The sequence below is a fragment of the Methanolinea sp. genome, assembly GCA_030055515.1.
Taxonomy (GTDB): domain Archaea; phylum Halobacteriota; class Methanomicrobia; order Methanomicrobiales; family Methanospirillaceae; genus Methanolinea_A.
This window is the reverse complement of sequence record JASFYI010000001.1, coordinates 628,991-645,894: the sequence shown is the minus strand read 5'-3', so window position 1 is coordinate 645,894 and position 16,904 is coordinate 628,991. Positions and strand designations below refer to the sequence as shown.

General features: G+C 65.3%; 20 protein-coding genes. 13 read left to right on the top strand and 7 right to left on the bottom strand.

What is annotated here, in order from left to right; all coding sequences use genetic code 11:
- Window positions 1-210: 210 nt before the first annotated feature.
- Window positions 211-741, top strand: coding sequence for a class IV adenylate cyclase (gene cyaB, locus QFX32_03455; protein ID MDI9633095.1), 531 nt, complete (start codon window positions 211-213; stop codon window positions 739-741).
- Window positions 742-747: 6 nt separating this feature from the next.
- Here the strand turns inward: cyaB and QFX32_03450 are convergent, their stop codons facing one another.
- The 4 genes from QFX32_03450 to QFX32_03435 all read right to left on the bottom strand — a co-directional run bounded on the left by QFX32_03450 (window position 748) and on the right by QFX32_03435 (window position 3,482).
- Entirely contained in the window at window positions 748-1,389 is a 642-nt protein-coding gene (locus tag QFX32_03450; GenBank protein MDI9633094.1) for a metallophosphoesterase, read from the bottom strand.
- A 24-nt stretch (window positions 1,390-1,413) separates the two neighbouring features.
- Complete coding sequence (locus tag QFX32_03445; protein ID MDI9633093.1) at window positions 1,414-2,514, bottom strand: TIGR04013 family B12-binding domain/radical SAM domain-containing protein; 1,101 nt, start codon at window positions 2,512-2,514, stop codon at window positions 1,414-1,416.
- Window positions 2,515-2,599: 85 nt separating this feature from the next.
- Window positions 2,600-3,037 carry a hypothetical protein gene (locus QFX32_03440; GenBank protein ID MDI9633092.1) on the bottom strand — a complete coding sequence of 146 codons (438 nt, stop codon included), beginning with the start codon at window positions 3,035-3,037 and terminating at the stop codon, window positions 2,600-2,602.
- A gap of 31 nt (window positions 3,038-3,068) precedes the next feature.
- Window positions 3,069-3,482 (bottom strand): DUF126 domain-containing protein, encoded by a 414-nt coding sequence (locus tag QFX32_03435; GenBank protein ID MDI9633091.1) that lies wholly within the window; start codon window positions 3,480-3,482, stop codon window positions 3,069-3,071.
- A gap of 50 nt (window positions 3,483-3,532) precedes the next feature.
- On the opposite strand from QFX32_03435, the gene QFX32_03430 reads away from it, so the two are divergent.
- Window positions 3,533-4,696, top strand: a complete 1,164-nt coding sequence (locus QFX32_03430) for a proteasome-activating nucleotidase (protein ID MDI9633090.1) — start codon at window positions 3,533-3,535, stop codon at window positions 4,694-4,696.
- A 120-nt stretch (window positions 4,697-4,816) separates the two neighbouring features.
- The gene (locus tag QFX32_03425; GenBank protein ID MDI9633089.1) at window positions 4,817-5,260 is read left to right on the top strand and encodes a DUF5804 family protein; all 444 of its coding nucleotides are present in this window, start codon (window positions 4,817-4,819) and stop codon (window positions 5,258-5,260) included.
- A 17-nt stretch (window positions 5,261-5,277) separates the two neighbouring features.
- Here the strand turns inward: QFX32_03425 and QFX32_03420 are convergent, their stop codons facing one another.
- A complete protein-coding gene (locus QFX32_03420) occupies window positions 5,278-5,583 on the bottom strand; it encodes an MscL family protein (protein ID MDI9633088.1) in 306 nt (101 codons plus the stop codon).
- 138 nt (window positions 5,584-5,721) lie between these two features.
- The gene (locus QFX32_03415) at window positions 5,722-6,960 is read right to left on the bottom strand and encodes a proteasome-activating nucleotidase (protein MDI9633087.1); all 1,239 of its coding nucleotides are present in this window, start codon (window positions 6,958-6,960) and stop codon (window positions 5,722-5,724) included.
- 43 nt (window positions 6,961-7,003) lie between these two features.
- Here QFX32_03415 and QFX32_03410 point away from each other — a divergent pair, with 43 nt between their 5' ends.
- The 10 genes from QFX32_03410 (at window position 7,004) to QFX32_03365 (ending at window position 16,149) form a co-directional block, all read left to right on the top strand.
- Complete coding sequence (locus QFX32_03410) at window positions 7,004-7,510, top strand: multiprotein bridging factor aMBF1 (GenBank protein MDI9633086.1); 507 nt, start codon at window positions 7,004-7,006, stop codon at window positions 7,508-7,510.
- Between the two features lie 307 nt (window positions 7,511-7,817).
- Complete coding sequence (locus QFX32_03405) at window positions 7,818-8,618, top strand: 2-amino-3,7-dideoxy-D-threo-hept-6-ulosonate synthase (protein MDI9633085.1); 801 nt, start codon at window positions 7,818-7,820, stop codon at window positions 8,616-8,618.
- A complete protein-coding gene (locus QFX32_03400) occupies window positions 8,615-9,397 on the top strand; it encodes a 2-amino-3,7-dideoxy-D-threo-hept-6-ulosonate synthase (protein MDI9633084.1) in 783 nt (260 codons plus the stop codon). The genes QFX32_03405 and QFX32_03400 overlap by 4 nt, the downstream gene beginning before the upstream one ends.
- On the top strand, window positions 9,398-10,384 hold the full coding sequence (locus tag QFX32_03395; protein ID MDI9633083.1) for a 3-dehydroquinate synthase II: 987 nt from the start codon (window positions 9,398-9,400) through the stop codon (window positions 10,382-10,384).
- 6 nt (window positions 10,385-10,390) lie between these two features.
- Complete coding sequence (locus tag QFX32_03390; GenBank protein MDI9633082.1) at window positions 10,391-11,215, top strand: prephenate dehydrogenase/arogenate dehydrogenase family protein; 825 nt, start codon at window positions 10,391-10,393, stop codon at window positions 11,213-11,215.
- Window positions 11,212-12,012 (top strand): prephenate dehydratase domain-containing protein, encoded by an 801-nt coding sequence (locus tag QFX32_03385; protein ID MDI9633081.1) that lies wholly within the window; start codon window positions 11,212-11,214, stop codon window positions 12,010-12,012. The genes QFX32_03390 and QFX32_03385 overlap by 4 nt, the downstream gene beginning before the upstream one ends.
- The gene (gene aroA / locus QFX32_03380; GenBank protein MDI9633080.1) at window positions 12,003-13,271 is read left to right on the top strand and encodes a 3-phosphoshikimate 1-carboxyvinyltransferase; all 1,269 of its coding nucleotides are present in this window, start codon (window positions 12,003-12,005) and stop codon (window positions 13,269-13,271) included. Before QFX32_03385 ends, aroA begins: the two co-directional genes overlap by 10 nt.
- Window positions 13,268-14,653, top strand: a complete 1,386-nt coding sequence (gene aroE, locus QFX32_03375; GenBank protein ID MDI9633079.1) for a shikimate dehydrogenase — start codon at window positions 13,268-13,270, stop codon at window positions 14,651-14,653. The genes aroA and aroE overlap by 4 nt, the downstream gene beginning before the upstream one ends.
- The gene (locus QFX32_03370) at window positions 14,650-15,654 is read left to right on the top strand and encodes a chorismate synthase (protein MDI9633078.1); all 1,005 of its coding nucleotides are present in this window, start codon (window positions 14,650-14,652) and stop codon (window positions 15,652-15,654) included. Before aroE ends, QFX32_03370 begins: the two co-directional genes overlap by 4 nt.
- An 87-nt stretch (window positions 15,655-15,741) precedes the next feature.
- Window positions 15,742-16,149, top strand: a complete 408-nt coding sequence (locus QFX32_03365; GenBank protein MDI9633077.1) for a hypothetical protein — start codon at window positions 15,742-15,744, stop codon at window positions 16,147-16,149.
- 115 nt (window positions 16,150-16,264) lie between these two features.
- Here QFX32_03365 and QFX32_03360 read toward each other — a convergent pair whose 3' ends face one another.
- Entirely contained in the window at window positions 16,265-16,894 is a 630-nt protein-coding gene (locus QFX32_03360) for a type I 3-dehydroquinate dehydratase (protein MDI9633076.1), read from the bottom strand.
- Window positions 16,895-16,904 lie beyond the last annotated feature (10 nt).

The following is a 16,904-nucleotide window of genomic DNA, read 5'->3' as shown; positions in this document are numbered from 1 at the left end:
TCACCGACCGCCTCTCCGATGGGCATGGAAATGCCGCTGAAGGCCGGGAATCCCATTACATTTTCAAACGCGGAGAGATATAGTTAATCGAGTGTGCGGGGGAGGGATGCGGTGCGACGGCTGCGGTGCAGGCGGGAGAATGCCACGCGACCGGTTCCATAGCCATGCCGTGTCCACGCGCCCCTCCCCGCGTTCTCTGGGAAGGCGAAGATGCTCGAAGTCGAATTGAAGGTCCGCGTCGACGATCTCGATGCCGTGAGGGAGAAGCTTCGCGGTGCGAAAGCGGTCTTCGAGAGCGCGCTCGTCGAGCGCGATCTCTACCTGAACTCCCCCCTGCGGGATTTCGGGAAGACCGACGAAGCGCTCCGCTTGAGGGAAGCCGGGGGGAAGTACGCCCTCACCTACAAGGGGTCCCGCAAGCCGGGACACGCCCTCAAGGCGAGGGAAGAGATCTCCTGCGGTGTCGAGTCGGGCGAGGCGATGAGGCAGATCCTCCTCGCGCTGGGGTTCCACCCTGTGGCCGTGGTGAAGAAGAAAAGGGAGTACTACAGGTTCAGGAACGCGACGGTGACCCTCGATACGGTGGAAGACCTCGGAAAATTCGTCGAGATCGAACTCGACCCGTCCTCGAGGGACGACCCCTCCACCGCCCTCGAGATCGCGGCGTCACTCGGGATCACGGGCGAGCCCATCACGGACTCTTACCTCGAACTCCTGGAAAAGAAGAGGGTTCAGGGGTAAACCCGGTCAGACCTGGGTGAGTTCTATCGTGATGGACTTGGGGGCGTCGCCGAAGTGGATGAGCGCGCACTGCCCGAGTGCCGCCATCCCGGGGTTGACGACCTTCACGCCCACCTCCTCGAAAACACCCCTCTGCTCGTGGATGTGCGCGCAGCAGAGGAGGTCGAAAGAGTTCATGTGCTTGCGGATGCTCGCGCTCCCCACGTGGTTGCCACCCGCGACGTCGAGGATCCCGAGGGGTGGCGCGTGCGTCACGAGGACGTTGTGCGTCCGCCTCTCCATCTTCGCGACGAGGGGGGTGAGGATCTCGTCGATCTGCTCGTCCGTCATTTCGAATGGCGTGGAGAAGGGTGTCGGGTTCGAACCCCCTATCCCCACGAGGGAGATGTTCCCGAGGGAGAGCGAGGACCCGTGCAGGCAGACGCAGTCCGACTTCTCGAGGGCATCGACAGTGTCCCTCGGGTCGCAGTTCCCCGGGACCGCGAACGCGGGGACATCGATCCGTTCGAAGAGCTTCTTCACGGCATCGGCTGGACCCATGTTGGTGATGTCACCGGCGATGATGACGGCATCCGGCCCGAGCTCGAGGAATGGCCCGATCTTTCCGAACTCGCCGTGGAGGTCGGCGAGGAGGAGAACGTCCCTCATGTGATCATTCATTCGAGGGGGTTTTCAGAAAAACCTTTGCGTCCTGTCACGCCAGGAACCGGTGAGCCTCCCGTTGAGAGCGAGCCTCCCGAGCAGTCTCTCCACGCGGGGGCTCAATGGGCGCGGTTCTCTCCCCGTGAGGGGGGTTCCCGGGAGGGGGATGAACCGGTGGATGTGCACGTACCCGCGGGAGGCCGTCCAACGGATGAATTCCGCGGTCTTTTCCTGGTCTTCCTCGGTCTCGCAGGGAAACCCAACGATGAAATCGACGACGGGGACGAGTCCCGCGTCCACTACCAGCTCGATCGCTGCGACCGCGTCCGCGACCGTGTGGCCTCTCCCGACGCTTTGGAGGACGCGGTCGCTCCCTGACTGCGCGCCGAGGTGGACGCGCGTGTTGGAACAGTACGTGGAGACGAGGTCGAGTGCCTCCCGCGTGATCCAGTCGGGCCTGACCTCGCTGGGGAACGTCCCGAACCACACGTTCCGTCCCGGGGACCGGAGGGCGGAGAGGAGGGAGCGGACGCGGTCGAGGCGGGGGTGCAGTCCGTCCGAGCCGTACGCGAGGGCATTGGGCGTGACGAACCGGACGTCCCTGTACTTCTTCGCCTCGCGCGCGATCGCGTCGATGCTCCTGTGGCGCATCGCGTGCCCGAATATCCGGGGTGTCTGGCAGTACGTGCAGCCGTGGGGACACCCGCGCGAGATCTCGATGTAGCCCTTCATCCTCGTGAACGCGGGGTACGCGTCGAGCCGGACGCAGCACTCTGCCGGCCGGAACCCGTCCCTCGTCGCGACACCGGGAGGGGGGTCCGTGCCCCGCTCGATCGAGGAGAGGAGGGCAGGGAGCGTGTACTCCCCCTCGCCGACCACCACGTAGTCTGCAGTGGAGACGAGTTCCCGGTAACACGCGGTCGCGTGGGGTCCCCCCACGATCGTGGTGCACGGTGCGCGCGCGATCTCGGGGAGGTACCGGTGGGCATTCAGGGAGTTGAGGCTGTAGCAGGTCACGTCGCCTTCCGGCGCGTCCACGGGCCGGAGGATGTACCCTTCCCTCTCGCAGGCAGCGTAGAGTGCCGCGTAGGAGTTGCGGGCCGCGGGAATGTCCCTCCAGCAGGTATCCATGGTTCGGCACGCACCTTGCGGGCAAGTGGAGAGGGGAGGAAGGACCGGTCTCGCACCCGTCCCCCCGGCTACCCCGGCAGGGCCGTTATCCCCTCGTCCTGTACTTCACGGTGCGGTCTATGATTTTGTAGGTGTTGCCGTTCGTGAGCGTGACGAGGACTTCCAGCCGGTCGTCGCCCCGTGTCCCCTGGAGTTTCACTTCGGCACCCTTGACCGGTTCGAGGTGCCCCTCGATCACCTGCCCCTCGGAAGTGGTGAGGCGGACGAGGATGTCCCTCACCGCGACCTGTCCTTTTCCCCCCGCGAAGATCACGGGAACGGTTGCATAGATGGGATCTTTCTCGTTGACCTGGACCGTGACATCGAGGGAGGGTGGGAGGGTGACCGTGGGTCCGGGCTTGAGGGAGTCCTCGCCGCTCCCAAACCCACCCTGTCCGGGGGGAAACTGCGGGTGCATCCCCGTGCACCCCGCAAGACCGGAAGCGAGGAGGACGAGGACGATTGCGCGGACCATGGATCTCATGGGGGAGGATATGGGGGTTGGCCTCATGAGACTATCCCTCCCCCATTCCACCACTCTCGAGGATCTCGATCGTTCCCGCGTCCCCGTCGACCCTGACCACGTCCCCCCCGCGGATCCTGCCGATGCCCCCTTCGGGCCTGTCGACGAGGGGAATCCTCCCGATGATCGCCCCGACGGCGATGATCGGTTCGGCCTCCTCGTTGACCATCGCGGCCGGTGCCCTGCCGTTCCTCGAGAGGGCGTAGATGACGTAGGAACCGACTGTCGAGCCTTTCCCGTGGGGAAAGACGAGGACCTTTCCTGCGATGGACCGCCCCTTCAGGGGGTGACCCGTCTCCACGATCTCCCCCGTCTCAGGGTCGACGCCGGAGAGGAACGAGATGGGGACGCTACTCACGAGGGCCTCTCCCGTCCCGCACCCCCCCGATATCCCGCGTCCCCTGATGATCACAATCACACCACATAAATGTAGGGAGGTCCAGATATAGGTGTAGCATGGAAGAGAGCGTCATAAAGAACGCCGGGGGAGACAACGAGATAAAATTCCAGCTGAAGATACAGGACCTCGAGTCCCAGCTCCTCGACCTGAAGGTGAAGAACGACGAGCTCATGCGGGAGAATGCCCAGCTGAAACGCGAGAACAGCCAGCTGAAGCGCATGCCGCTCTTCGTTGCAGTCGTCGTTGACCTCCTCGGGAACGGCGAGGTGTACCTCCGCCAGCAGGGGAACAACCAGGAGTACCTCACCCACGTGAACGAGGAGCTCTTCCGCAAGCTCAAGCCCGGGACGAAGGTCGCGGTCAACAATACCCTCTCGATCGTGAAGATCGTGGGGTCCATCTTCGACTCCCGCGTCAGGGTCATGGAACTCGAGGAATCCCCGAATGTCACGTTCAGCCAGATCGGGGGCCTCGCGAGGGAGATCGAGGAGGTGCGCGAGGCAGTCGAGTACCCCCTCACGAAACCCGAGATCTTCGAGAGGATCGGCGTGGAACCACCGAAGGGCATCCTCCTCCACGGCCCCCCCGGGACAGGGAAGACGCTGATTGCAAAGGCCGTCGCGCACCAGGCGAGGGCGACGTTCATCCGCATGTCGGGGAGCGAGCTCGTCCACAAGTACATCGGCGAGGGCGCCCAGCTCGTCAGGGAGCTCTTCGCACTCGCGAGGGAGAAATCGCCGTCGATCGTCTTCATCGACGAGATCGACGCGGTCGGGAGCACCCGGACGAACGACGGCACGTCGGGGAGCGCGGAGGTCCAGCGGACGCTGATGCAGCTCCTCGCAGAGATGGACGGCTTTGACACGCGGGGTGACGTGCGGATCATGGCGGCCACGAACAGGCTCGACATGCTCGACCCCGCCCTCCTCCGACCCGGGAGGTTCGACCGCATCATCGAGATCCCGCTCCCGGACGACGAGGGGAGGATGGAGATCCTGAAGATCCACACGCGGCGCATGGCCCTCGGCGGGGACGTGGACCTCGCCGCGATCGTGGAGATGACCGAAGGTGCAACGGGAGCCGAGCTCCAGGCGATATGCAGGGAGGCAGGGATGAACGCCGTGCGGAGGGAGGCAGATGCGGTCTCGCAGGAAGACTTCCTCCACGCCGTGAAGAAGGTGAGGAACGAGCAGAAGCCCGACCTCCGCATGTACATATGAGATCCTTCTCTTTTTCCCGATGGCCGTGAGCGGGAAGGTGTCCCCAGGCCTCCCCCGTGACTCCATCCCCCGGCCACGGCCTCTCCACGGGGCGGGCCACGGGACGCGGCGGTAGTGCGCATGCGAGTCGTCTTCGTCCCAAGGGAGGGAACAGACCTCTATTCCACCCTCCTCGCGTCCGAGACGAGCAGGGAGGCCCTCCGGTTTTACCAGCCCGAGAGAACACCCGCGGGCGTTGCAGTCACGGTCGCGACCCTCGGGAGCGCCCTATCACTCGTCTCGGATCTCCGGTGGTATGTCCGCCGCTACATGCACGGGGTGATCGTCGAGATCGCCCCCGGGACATTCTGCACGGCCAACGTCGCCCGCCGGATATACGAAAAAAGGGAGCCGATCCCGCGCGAGGGCTGGAGATACAGGCGGGTTTACACATTTGCCGACGGGAAGCTCGTGGGCGACGAGCCCTTGCGCGACGGGGGGGACTGCGCGGTGCAGGAGGGCGCGTACTCTCTCGAGGTGTGGTGCACGGAGGAGGAATACACCGGTGAAAAAATGGAACGGTGACCCGGGTCACCCGGGGATCACTTCTTCGTGACCTTCTCCTCGCGGAGGATCTTCTTTGCGATGAGGAATATCACGAATGCGACGATGACGAAGTAGATCAGGTCCGCGAGGAACTGCCCCCAGCTTATCACCACCGGGCCGATGGAGAGCTTCGACGTCTGCCACTCGCCGCCCGGGATGAAGAACGTGATGACCGGCATGATGATGTTGTCCACGAGGGATTTCACGAGCTGGTTTGCGGCGAGGCCCATGATGAAAGCAATCGCGAGGCCGACTATCTTGTATTCGTAGAGGAAATCCAGGAATTCCTTGACGAGGCTCATAGGATCACACGATGTGGTGATTCGGGAGACTCTTATTTTAACGTTTCGAATGCACCCCGATTTCCCGGGACGCAATGGGCCCCACCCACGGGGAACGTGTCGTGGCAGGGGAAAAAGAGGGAGCGGGGTGACCCAAGGTCACGCGAACATCGCGCCGTATCCGCTCTTGATGACGTGCCGCTCGAAGTCCTGGCCGATCTTCCGGATCGCGTCCATGAAGTCCTCCCTCGTGACCGCCTCCCTCTCCCTCCGGATCGCGAACATGCCGGCCTCCATGCATATCGCTCTCAGGTCCGCGCCGTTCTTCCCCTCTGTCAGGGAGGCGATCTCCTCGAGGTTCACGTCGTCCTCGAGGTTCATCTTCCGCGTGTGGACCTTCAGGATGGCAACCCTCCCTTGGAGGTCGGGGAGCGGGATCTCGATGATGCGGTCGAACCTGCCGGGACGGAGGAGGGCGCGGTCGAGGATGTCGATCCTGTTCGTCGCCCCGATGATCTTCACGTCACCCCTCCGCTCGAATCCATCCATGCCGGCGAGCAGCTGCATCAGCGTCCGCTGAACCTCGCGGTCCCCGGAGGTCGTGGACTCGGTCCGGGCCGCGCCGACTGCGTCGATCTCGTCGATGAAGATGATCGTCGGTGCCTTCTTCTTCGCGAGGTCGAAGAGCTCCCGCACGAGGCGTGCACCCTCGCCGATGTACTTCTGGACCAGTTCCGAGCCCACGACGTGGAGGAAGTGGGCCTTCGTCTCGTGGGCGACAGCACGCGCGAGCAGGGTCTTCCCGGTGCCGGGCGGGCCGTGGAGGAGGACCCCTTTCGGCGGCTCTATCCCGATCTTCTCGAAGAGGTCGGGCCTCTTCAGGGGGAGTTCCACTGCCTCGCGGATCTCGGTGATCTGCTGGTCGAGGCCACCGATGTCGGCGTAGGACTCCTCGGGACTCTCCACGACCTCCATGCCGTAGACCTGTGCATCGTAGCTCTCGGGGAGGATGTCGATGACCGCGAGCGACTGCTGGTTCAGCGTGCACCGCACGCCGGGTTTCAGCTTCTCCGGGTCGATGCACATCGAGCTCCTCACGAGGAACCTCGGCCCTGCGCTGCTCCTCACGATCACCCTCCCGTTGTCGAGCACGTCCGTGATCGTCCCGATGACGAGCGGCGGGCTTCGCAGCTGCTCGATCTCGCTCTTGAGCTTCCTCACTTCCCTCTCGTACCGGATCTTCTGGGTCTCGATGTACCTCTTGTCCGACTCAATCTGGCGGATCTGTTCCCGCAGTTCCAGGTTGCGGGTCTCCATGTGCGTGACCCTGTCGAGGAGGTACCGGTACAGCTCCTCGGGATTCTGCGGCTCCTGGGATTGGCGGGCACTTTCCACCATTTCTCTGCCTCGAATAAGTATATAGGGAAAAATGTCTATAAAGATGTTTGCGACGGGTATGCAGTGCGAGATGTGCGGGGGGAAGATCCAGGGGCCCCCAAAGACTGTCCGCGTGGAGGGAGCGGTGCTCGAGGTCTGTGCCCAGTGCGCACGGTACGGCACGGAGGTCCAGGCAACCCGGAAAAGCCCCCCGCGCCCGGGAACCGCGGTTCGCGCTCCGGCGCAACCCCCCGCGAAGAGGAAGAAGGACGTCTTTGACCTCATCGAGGGGGAGATCGTCGAAGATTACGGCGAGAGGATACGGACTGCCCGCATGGAGAGGGGCTGGTCGCAGAAGGATCTCGCGATGCACCTGAAGGAGAAGGAACTTCTCATCAAGAAGATAGAGAAGGGGGACCTCATCCCCGAGGACGACGTGAGGGAGAAACTCGAGAAGGCACTGAACATCCGCCTCATCGACTCTCCGTCTCCCGGGGAAGGGGGAAAGCAGCGGGGAAATGTCGTCCCAACCCTCGGCGACGTCATCACGGTAAAGAAGGTCAAGAAGTGAGCCCCCGCTCATCAGTTTTATATACAGTGACAGACAACCACTCTCCAATGCAAGGTGAGTGCCTTTTCGCCTGTGAGTGTCTTTATCTCTACTAGCGGCGCTACCTGCAGGAATCGAAGGAAACCTGTTCTTGCCTCGTCCCGTGGAGGACATTCCGACCGTACTATCCCCGGGATATCCCAAGTTCTCCCGGCGGGACTGATACCGACGCCACGGGACTGCGCGTATTTCGGCTATTTCTGGTATTTTAACTAGCCCGTCGGCCGTTTTTGCGGGAAAAACGGTGCCGATCGGGCGGGAGACTGTGATGAGAGGGAAAGAAATCCGCATGGAACGTATCATGGACCGGAACACCGGCAGGACGATCATCGTCCCGATGGACCACGGTGTGACGAGCGGGCCGATGGAAGGACTGATAGACCTCGGCCGCACCGTCGACCTCGTCGCCGAAGGGGGTGCGAACGCCGTCCTCGGGCACATCGGCCTTGCCCTCCACGGGCATAGGCGGAGCGGGAGGGACATCGGCCTCATCCTCCACCTCTCGGCGAGCACGTCGATCGGGCCCGACCCTAACGAGAAGGTCCTCGTCAATACCGTGACGAACGCGATCAGGATGGGGGCCGACGCGGTCTCGATCCACGTGAACATCGGTGCAGATTCCGAGGCCCGCATGCTCGCCGACCTCGGGCGTATCGCGGTCGAGTGCATGGAGTGGGGGATGCCCCTCCTCGCGATGATGTACCCGAGGGGCAGGAAGATCGAGGACGAACACCACGTCGACCACGTGAGCCTTGCCGCGCGCGTGGCCGCGGAGCTCGGCGCGGACATCGTCAAGACCGTCTACACCGGCGACCCCGACAGCTTCAGGCAAGTCACGAGGGGATGCCCGGTCCCGGTCGTCGTTGCAGGCGGGAGCAGGACGAGCGACCTTGCGACGCTCGAGCTGATAGAAGGTGCGATGGAGGGGGGCGCGGCGGGAATCTCGATAGGGAGAAATGCGTTCCAGCATCCCGCCCCCGACAGGTTCATCGCGGCCGCCGCGCTCATCGTGCACGGCGGGGAGTCTGCTGAAGAAGCCTACAGGGTTCTCAAGGAAGGGAGAGCATGATTGGAAAGGAGATACGCATAGAGCGCATCATGGACCGGAACACGGGCCGGTCCGTGATCGTGCCCATGGACCACGGGTTCACGCTGGGCCAGATCGAGGGACTGAAGGACATGACGCACATCATCTCCGAGGTGAGCGAGGGCGGTGCGAACGCGATCGTCCTCCACAAGGGGATCGTGAAGCGGGGTCACCGGAGGAGGGGGAGGGACATCGGCCTCATCGTCCACCTCTCGGGCAGCACCTCCCTGAATCCCGATCCTAACGACAAGGTGATCGTCTGCAGCGTCGAGGAGGCGATCGCGCTCGGCGCGGACGCGGTCTCCATCCACATCAACCTCGGTGCCCCGAACGAGTCCAAGATGATCGAGTCTGCCGGCGCGATCGTGAGGGACTGCAACAGGTGGGGCATGCCCCTCCTCGTGATGATCTACCCGCGCGGCAAGGGGATCAATCCCACCGCGCCCGAGACCGTCGGCCACTGCGTGCGGGTGGCAGAGGAACTCGGGGCAGACCTCATCAAGACGAACTACACGGGAGACCCACGTTCTTTCCGGGAGATCGTCTCTGCGTGCTCGGTCCCGGTCCTCATCGCGGGGGGCGAGAAGGCAGGTGACCTCGAGACGCTCGAGATCATCCGAGACGCGGTCCGCGCGGGGGGTGCCGGCGTGTGCGTCGGCCGGAACGCATTCCAGAGGGATAACCCGCGTGCATTCGTCCGTGCTCTCTGCAAGGTCGTCCACGAGGACGTGGACCCGAGGAGAGCGCTCGAGGGGGACTAGATGAAGGAGTTCTGGGTCGATGCGCGCTCCTGGCGGAAGGATATCGCCACCGCGGCACTCGAGTCGGGTGCGGGAACGATCGTCGCGGACTCCGCGGAGGACGTCCGATCTCTCGGGAGGGTGAGGGTCGTAGCCCCGGACGGAGACCTCGTCCCGGAGAGGGACGTCTTCTGGGTCACCCTGACTGGGAAGGAGAGCGAGGACCTCGCGGTGGAAAAGGCACGGGAGGGTTACGTCGTCGTCGATGCAGCCGACTGGCGCGTGATCCCCCTCGAGAATCTCGCCGCGAGGTCCGAGAGGATCATCGCGAGGGTGACCAACCCCAAAGACGCTCTCCTCGCGCTCCAGGTCCTCGAGAAGGGTGTGGCAGGCATCCTCCTCGCGACGGACGACCCCGCCGTCGTGAAGGAGACGGGCGCCCTCGTCCACGCGAGCCGCGAGGTGATCCCCCTCGTCCCCTTCACCGTGAAGTCGGTTCGTCCCGCGGGCATGGGGGACCGTGTCTGCGTGGACACGTGTTCCCTCCTTTCGAACGGCGAGGGTCTCCTCGTCGGGAACACTTCCTCCGCGTTCCTCCTCGTCCACGCGGAGACGCTGGAGAACCCCTACGTCGCGCCGCGCCCGTTCCGCGTCAACGCGGGTGCGGTCCACGCCTACCTCCTCTCCCCCGGCGGGAGGACGGTGTACCTTTCGGACCTCGCGGCCGGCGGGACGGTCCTCGTCGTCGGGAGCGACGGGGCTTCGCGCGAGGCGACAGTCGGGCGCGTCAAGATAGAGAGGAGGCCGCTCCTGCTCGTCGAGGCCGAGGCAGACGGGGTTCCCTGCAGCCTCATCCTCCAGAACGCGGAGACGATTCGCCTCGTCACTCCCGGGGGCTCCGCGGTCTCCGTCGTCGAGCTGTCGCCCGGCGATTCGGTCCTCGGCTGCGTGAAGGAGGCGGGGAGGCACTTTGGAATGGCCGTGCGGGAGAGCATCGTGGAGAAGTGATCGCGGGTGAGAGTGGGAATCATCGGCGGGACGGGGAAAATGGGGTCTTTCTTCCGCGACGTGTTCGCGAGGGTCGGGTGCGAGGTCGCGGTCTGCGGGAGGAGGACCGAGGTCCGGGACGTGGATCTCGCCCGCGCGTGCGACCTCGTCGTGGTCTCGGTCCCCATAAGGGAGACGGTCAACGTCATCAGGTCGGTGGCCCCCTACCTCACGGGGGACCAGGTACTCTGCGACCTCACGTCCCTGAAGGTTGCCCCGGTCCGCGCGATGCTCGAATCGAGGGCAAAGGTGGTGGGCCTCCACCCCATGTTCGGTCCCTCCGCGGCGAGCCTCGAGGGCCAGACGATCATCGCCACGCCCGCGAGGTGCGACCGGGAGACCCTCGAGGAGATCCTCGGGATATTCCGGTCACAGGGAGCCCGCGTCACGATCACGACCCCCGAGGAGCACGACAGGATGATGGCGGTCGTGCAGGGTCTCACGCACCACCTCACCCTCGTGATGGCAGGGACGATGCGGAGGCTCGGGATGAAACCGGAGGAGACGATGCCCTACACGAGCCCGGTGTACCAGATCGAGATGTTCCTCGCGGGGAGGCTACTCTCGCAGGACCCGGACCTCTACGCCGACATCCTGATGCTCAACCCGGGTGTCCCCGAGGTCCTCTCCGCGTGCAACGAGGAGTTCGCGCGACTCTGCAGCGTCGTCGCGGAACGCGACGCGGAGGCGTTCAGGCGGGTTTTCCTCGAGGATTCCGCCCACTTTGGGGAGTACTGCAGGGTCGCGGCAGAGGAATCCGACAGGCTGATCGCGGCGATGGTGGGGAGATGAAGGTCTTCGCGCTCGGACCGGAGGGGACTTTCAGCCACGAGCTGGGCGCGAGGCTGTTTGGAGATACGGTGATCCTCCTCCCCACCATCCGGAAGATCTTCGAGACCGTCGAACGGGGGGAGGGGATAGGCCTCGTCCCGCTCGAGAACAGCGAGGCGGGCGGCGTGGGACCGTCGATGGACGGCCTGCTCACGTGCAGTGTCTACATCACGGGGGAGGCGTACGTCCCCGTGCACCACCACCTCGTCTCGCTGGGACCGCTCGGGGACGCGGGGGTCCTCTACGTCCACCCCCAGACGCACGAGCAGTGCAGCGACATCATCGAGGAGCTCGGCCTCCCCGTCGTCCACACGTCGAGCAACGCCCAGAGCGCGCGCGAACTCTTCCGCGAGGGGAAGGGGGCGGCGATCGTCCCCGGGATCACCGCGAGGTTCTACGGCCTCCCGGTCAGGAAGACCTGCGTGGAGAACAGCGGCCAGAACGTGACGAGGTTCGTCACCATCTCGCGCACGCCCTACTCGGGGGGGAATCCGGCAAAGGGGAGTATCATCGTCGACCCCCGCGAGGACAGGGCAGGCCTCCTCCACGACATCCTCGGTGTCTTCGCGCGGAGGGGTATCAACCTGACGCGCATCGAGTCGCGTCCGTCAAAGAGGGGGATGGGGAGTTACGTCTTCTTCATCGACTACGACGACGCGGGCGAGGAGAGTATCCACGCGCTGCGGGAGCTGGAGGCGATGACGCGCGTCAAGGACCTCGGCAGGTACCCGGTGCTGGAGGCCGGTGAATGGACGTGACGCTCCGCAGGGCAGGGCCGCTCGACTGCACGTTCGTCGCCCCGCCCTCGAAGAGCTTTTCGCACCGCGCCCTCGTGGCCGCAGCGCTCGCGGACGGAGAATCGACGGTCTGCAATCCCCTCGAGTCAGGCGACACGTGGGTGACGAGGCGCGCTCTCGAGTCGATGGGCATCGGGATACGCGGCGACGGGGACCGTCTCCTCGTCCACGGCCGCGGGGGCGCTCTCTCCTGCCCGGCCGGGCACGTGATCGACGCGGGGGAATCGGGGACGAGCATGCGTCTCCTCTGTTCCGTCGCGCTCCTCTGCGGGTCCCCCGTGACCCTCACCGGGTCGGGGAGGATGAAGGAGAGGCCCATGGGACCGCTCGCGGACGCGCTCCGGGCGCTCGGCGGCAGGGTGGAATTCCTCGAGAAGGAGGGATACCCCCCCGTCAGGGTATCGGGCGAGCTCGTCGGCGGCCGTGCCTTGCTCGACGCGGGGATGAGCAGCCAGTTCGCCTCGTCGGTCCTCCTCGTCGCGCCCCTCGCGAGGGAGGACGTGACGCTCTCGCTCCGCGGGCACGTCGCCTCGAAGTCTTACCTCGACGTGACGGTCAGCGTGATGGAGGCATTCTCCGCCCGCGTGGAGCGCGACGGGTACCGCAGGTTCCACGTTCCCGCCGGCCGCGGGTACAGGCCCGCCCGCTACAGGGTCGAGGGGGATTACTCTTCCGCGTCGTACTTCTTCGCACTCGCGGCGGCCTGCGGGGGGAGGGTGGTCGTGCGGAACCTCAACCCGCGCTCGTGCCAGGGTGACAGGGGATTCCTCCGCATCCTCGAGGGGATGGGGTGCCGGGTGCAGTACGGGGAGGACAGCGTGGAAGTCATGTCCACGGGGGACCTCGAGGGAGTCGACGTCGACATGGCCTCGATGCCGGACACGGTGCAGACCCTCTGCGTCCTCGCGTCAAGGGCGAGGGGTGTCTCGCGGATCTCGGGGGTCGCGCACCTCCGGTACAAGGAGAGCGACCGGCTCGCGGAGACGGCGCGGCTGCTCTCCGCGCTCGGGGCGGAGGTGAGGGTCAGGGATGGCACGATCACGGTCGTCCCCGGTCCCCTCCGCGGCGGGGAGATCGATCCCGGGTCCGATCACAGGACGGCGATGAGCTTTGCCGTGCTGGGCCTCGCGACAGGAAATCTAAAGATAAAGAACGCGGAATGTGTCAGTAAATCGTTCCCCGGGTTCTGGGAACAGCTCAGGGTGCAGGGGCTCCTATGAACGTCGTCCTTACAGGATTCCGCGGCACGGGGAAGACGGCAGTCGGCCACATCCTCGCCCGTCTCCTCGGCGTCCCGTTCTACGATACCGACGCGCTCGTCGAGGAGAAAGCCGGGGCCGAGATCCCCGAAATATTCGAGGAGGCCGGGGAGGAAGGGTTCAGGAAGCTCGAGAGGGAGGTCATCGCGGCTCTCCCGCCGGGACCCGCCGTGATCGCGACGGGCGGGGGGGCAGTCCTCTCTCCCGAGAACGTGGAGAACCTCCGCAGGGGGAGGACGGTCATTCTCCTCCAGGCCGATCCCCTGACCATCGAGAAGAGAATCCGGGCATCCACGAGGCCACCCCTCACCGCGATGGGACTGCGCGGGGAAATCCTGCACCTCCTCGAGGCGAGGAGGGATGCGTACCTGAGTGCGGCCGACATCTGCGTCGACACCCGCTCGAAGAGCCCAAACGAAGTGGCAATCTACATCAAGCGGCTCCTCACGGAGGGGACCGTCCCGCTGGAGAGGGCGGAGAGGGCGGCGCGCGCGATCTCGCGGTCGGGGATCCCCGAGGACGAGGCCCGCGAACTCCTCGGGAAAGTCGGCGGCATGCCAGAAAACCCGTGCCTCCGCTTCTACGGCGTCGCGGGGTACCCGAGCCTCCACAGCAGGAGCCCGCAGCTCTACGCGGGACTCTTCCGGTACTTCGGCATCAATGCCCACTACGTCCGGTTCCACGACCCCTCCCTCTCCCGGATACTGAGCCTCGCGGCAGACCTCGACGTGCGCGGGCTTTCCGTCACGATTCCCTTCAAGCAGGAGGTGATCTCCGCGATAGACCGGCCCGACACGCACTGCACCGCGATAGGGGCCTGCAACACGGTCCTCTTCTGCGGGGGGAAGAGCTACGGGTACAACACGGACTGGGTGGGAATCCGCGACGCTCTCGCGGGTGAGAGGGGGAGGACAGCGGTCGTCCTCGGTGCGGGGGGTGCGGCAGCCGCGGCGGCGTACGCCCTCCTCGCGCTCGGCAAGGACGTCACCATCCTGAACAGGACCGTGGAGAAGGCATCGGCCCTCGCGGCACGGCTCGGCTGCTCTCACGGCGTCCCGGGCGACATCGACGGGATTAACCCGGACATCTTCGTGAATGCCACTCCGGTAGGGATGGAACCGGACGGGGGGAGCCCCCTCTCGAGGGAACAGCTCCGCCCGGGAATGACCGTCTTTGACCTCGTGTACACCCCTCCGGAGACCCCCCTCCTGAGGATGGCGAGGGCCGAGGGGTGCAGGGTCATTTCAGGGAAGGAGATGTTCGTCCGCCAGGCACAGGCGCAATTCAAGCATTTCACGGGGATCGATGCCCCCCTCCACATGGTGAGGGAGATGGTAGGGTGAATACCTTCGGGAGAAATTTCCGCGTCACGACCTTCGGGGAGAGTCACGGGCCGGCCATCGGGGCAGTCATCGACGGGTGCCCGCCGGGCATCGAGATATCAAAAGAGGAGATCGACGGGTTCCTTTCGCGGAGGCGCCCCGGCGTCCACCCGTTCTCGACAGGTCGGCGGGAAGAGGACAGGGTGGAGATACTCTCCGGGGTCTTCGAGGGCAGGACGACGGGGATGCCGATCTGCCTCCTCGTCAGGAACGCGGACGCCCGTCCCTCTGACTACGAGGCGATCGCGGACGTCTTCCGCCCCGGCCACGCCGATTACACGTACCACGCGAAGTACGGGATCCGGGATTTCAGGGGGGGCGGGCGGAGCTCGGGCCGCGAGACGGTCGCGAGGGTCGCCGCGGGGGCCGTGGCGCGGAAGTTCCTCTCCCTGAAAGGGATCTCGGTGGCGAGCAGGATCGTCGAGGTGCACGGGGCGACGACGCCCGAGGGGATAGAGAGGGAGATAGAAGCCGCGGCGCGCGAGGGCGATTCTGTGGGCGGGATCGTGGAAGTGACCGCGAGGGGGTGCCCGCCCGGCCTCGGCGACCCGGTCTTCGGGAAGCTCGACGCCCTCATCGCGATGGCGATGATGGGAATCGGCGCGGTGAAGGGCGTGGAGATCGGCGACGGGTTCGCGGTCTCGCGGATGCGGGGCAGCGAGCACAATGACCAGATGGGCGAGGGCGGCTTTCTCACGAACCATGCCGGGGGTATCCTCGGGGGGATCAGCACGGGTGCAGAGATCGTCGTCCGTATCGCGGTCAAGCCGACCCCCTCCATCGCGAGGGAACAGAGGACCGTGGATGCGAGGGGGCAGGAGAGGACCATCTCCGTCGCGGGGAGGCACGACGCGTGCATCGTCCCCCGGATCGGACCCGTCGCGGAGGCGATGCTCGCCCTCGTGCTCGCCGACGCGTACCTCGGGCAGGAGATGGTCCGCTCCGGGGTGAGGGGGCAGTAGAAAGGCTTTATCCCGCGCGCGAGAAACCAGGCAAGTGTTCCCGGTGAGAGACGCATGAGAATGTCTTCTAGGAAAGGGGGAGCGACCGTGCAGAAGAGTGCAGTTCTCGCGTTCCTCGTCACTCTGGCCCTTCTCCTCTGCGGCGGCTGCGTCTCCGTCCTCACCCAGACGGGGGGAGGGGAGGGCGTCTCCGCGACGGCGAACGGGACCGCCCTGAGGGCGACCCTCGTCCGTCAGGACGCGGACTGGGGAATCTCGCGCGGCTGCACGTGGGAGACCGTGTTCCAGGTGTACAACCCGGGCACGACGCGGGAGCGGAACGTGTACCTCCACGTGGAGCTCCTCAACGCAGACACGGGGGTCGTGCGCGACACGAAGGAACTCTTCATCGGTGCACTCGGGCCGGGCGAGGAGAGGACCGTCACCATCGAGCTCGACGGGGAGTGCCTGAAGCAGTATACTGTCCGAGCCATCCCCGTCACGAAGGAACCCTGAAAGGATACCCCGTATTTTTCCCTTGGAAATCGCGCTGCCGTGGATACGCCCTAACAGTCTCCGCGTGACCTTTCATTCTTCGAGAACGTACCCTCGGCCGGATCGGCCGGAACGCTCACCGGAGGAGGTCCATGATCTCCCGGGCCTTGGAGACGTGGAACTGCCCGGCCGCGACGGGGATCCCCGCGTGGCAGAAGAGGAGGCACGACCCGAAGAGGGGGAGCATCAGGCGGGCAAACGAGAACCGGGAGCCCATGACACCCGTGACGATCGGTTTTTCCGCGTGCAGCGTGAACGAGAGGAGGGAGACGACGTCGTCAAGCGACCGCGGCCCCACCACGATCTTGGGGATATCCCCAAACGACGCGAGGTCTCTCCTCGCAGCCTCGAATGACCCGGCGGATGGCATCTCGGGGGTATGGTAGGAGGCGATGATCTTCTTTCCCTGTTTTCGCAGGCGTGGCGCGAGCGACCGGAACGGTCCCTCGACGTCCACGCATGTTGCATACGGGAGGCACGGTCGTACCATCTCCCACCACTCGTCCGGTCCCCCCGCGAATTTCCCCCCCTCGGCAACGCTCCGCACCGTGAGGATCAGGGGCACCGGCAGTCCGCGGAACGCCGCGTCCGCCTCCTCCTCGGACAGGGGGCCCGTGTGGTCGAGGCGTACCTCGATTGCGTCTGCGCCGGCCGATATGGCCGCGGGGATGAGCGCGGTCCGCGGGACCGATGCCACGATCTTCATCAGTGGGAGT

Coding starts and splice junctions, on each gene's coding strand:
- QFX32_03405 (MDI9633085.1), top strand. CDS start 7,818: ATGAGAGGGAAAGAAATCCGCATGGAACGTATCATGGACCGGAACACC.
- aroA (MDI9633080.1), top strand. CDS start 12,003: ATGGACGTGACGCTCCGCAGGGCAGGGCCGCTCGACTGCACGTTCGTC.
- QFX32_03400 (MDI9633084.1), top strand. CDS start 8,615: ATGATTGGAAAGGAGATACGCATAGAGCGCATCATGGACCGGAACACG.
- aroE (MDI9633079.1), top strand. CDS start 13,268: ATGAACGTCGTCCTTACAGGATTCCGCGGCACGGGGAAGACGGCAGTC.
- QFX32_03360 (MDI9633076.1), bottom strand. CDS start 16,894: ATGAAGATCGTGGCATCGGTCCCGCGGACCGCGCTCATCCCCGCGGCC.
- QFX32_03430 (MDI9633090.1), top strand. CDS start 3,533: ATGGAAGAGAGCGTCATAAAGAACGCCGGGGGAGACAACGAGATAAAA.
- QFX32_03410 (MDI9633086.1), top strand. CDS start 7,004: ATGTTTGCGACGGGTATGCAGTGCGAGATGTGCGGGGGGAAGATCCAG.
- QFX32_03440 (MDI9633092.1), bottom strand. CDS start 3,037: ATGAGATCCATGGTCCGCGCAATCGTCCTCGTCCTCCTCGCTTCCGGT.
- QFX32_03385 (MDI9633081.1), top strand. CDS start 11,212: ATGAAGGTCTTCGCGCTCGGACCGGAGGGGACTTTCAGCCACGAGCTG.
- QFX32_03395 (MDI9633083.1), top strand. CDS start 9,398: ATGAAGGAGTTCTGGGTCGATGCGCGCTCCTGGCGGAAGGATATCGCC.
- QFX32_03420 (MDI9633088.1), bottom strand. CDS start 5,583: ATGAGCCTCGTCAAGGAATTCCTGGATTTCCTCTACGAATACAAGATA.
- QFX32_03425 (MDI9633089.1), top strand. CDS start 4,817: ATGCGAGTCGTCTTCGTCCCAAGGGAGGGAACAGACCTCTATTCCACC.
- QFX32_03415 (MDI9633087.1), bottom strand. CDS start 6,960: ATGGTGGAAAGTGCCCGCCAATCCCAGGAGCCGCAGAATCCCGAGGAG.
- QFX32_03445 (MDI9633093.1), bottom strand. CDS start 2,514: ATGGATACCTGCTGGAGGGACATTCCCGCGGCCCGCAACTCCTACGCG.
- cyaB (MDI9633095.1), top strand. CDS start 211: ATGCTCGAAGTCGAATTGAAGGTCCGCGTCGACGATCTCGATGCCGTG.
- QFX32_03450 (MDI9633094.1), bottom strand. CDS start 1,389: ATGAGGGACGTTCTCCTCCTCGCCGACCTCCACGGCGAGTTCGGAAAG.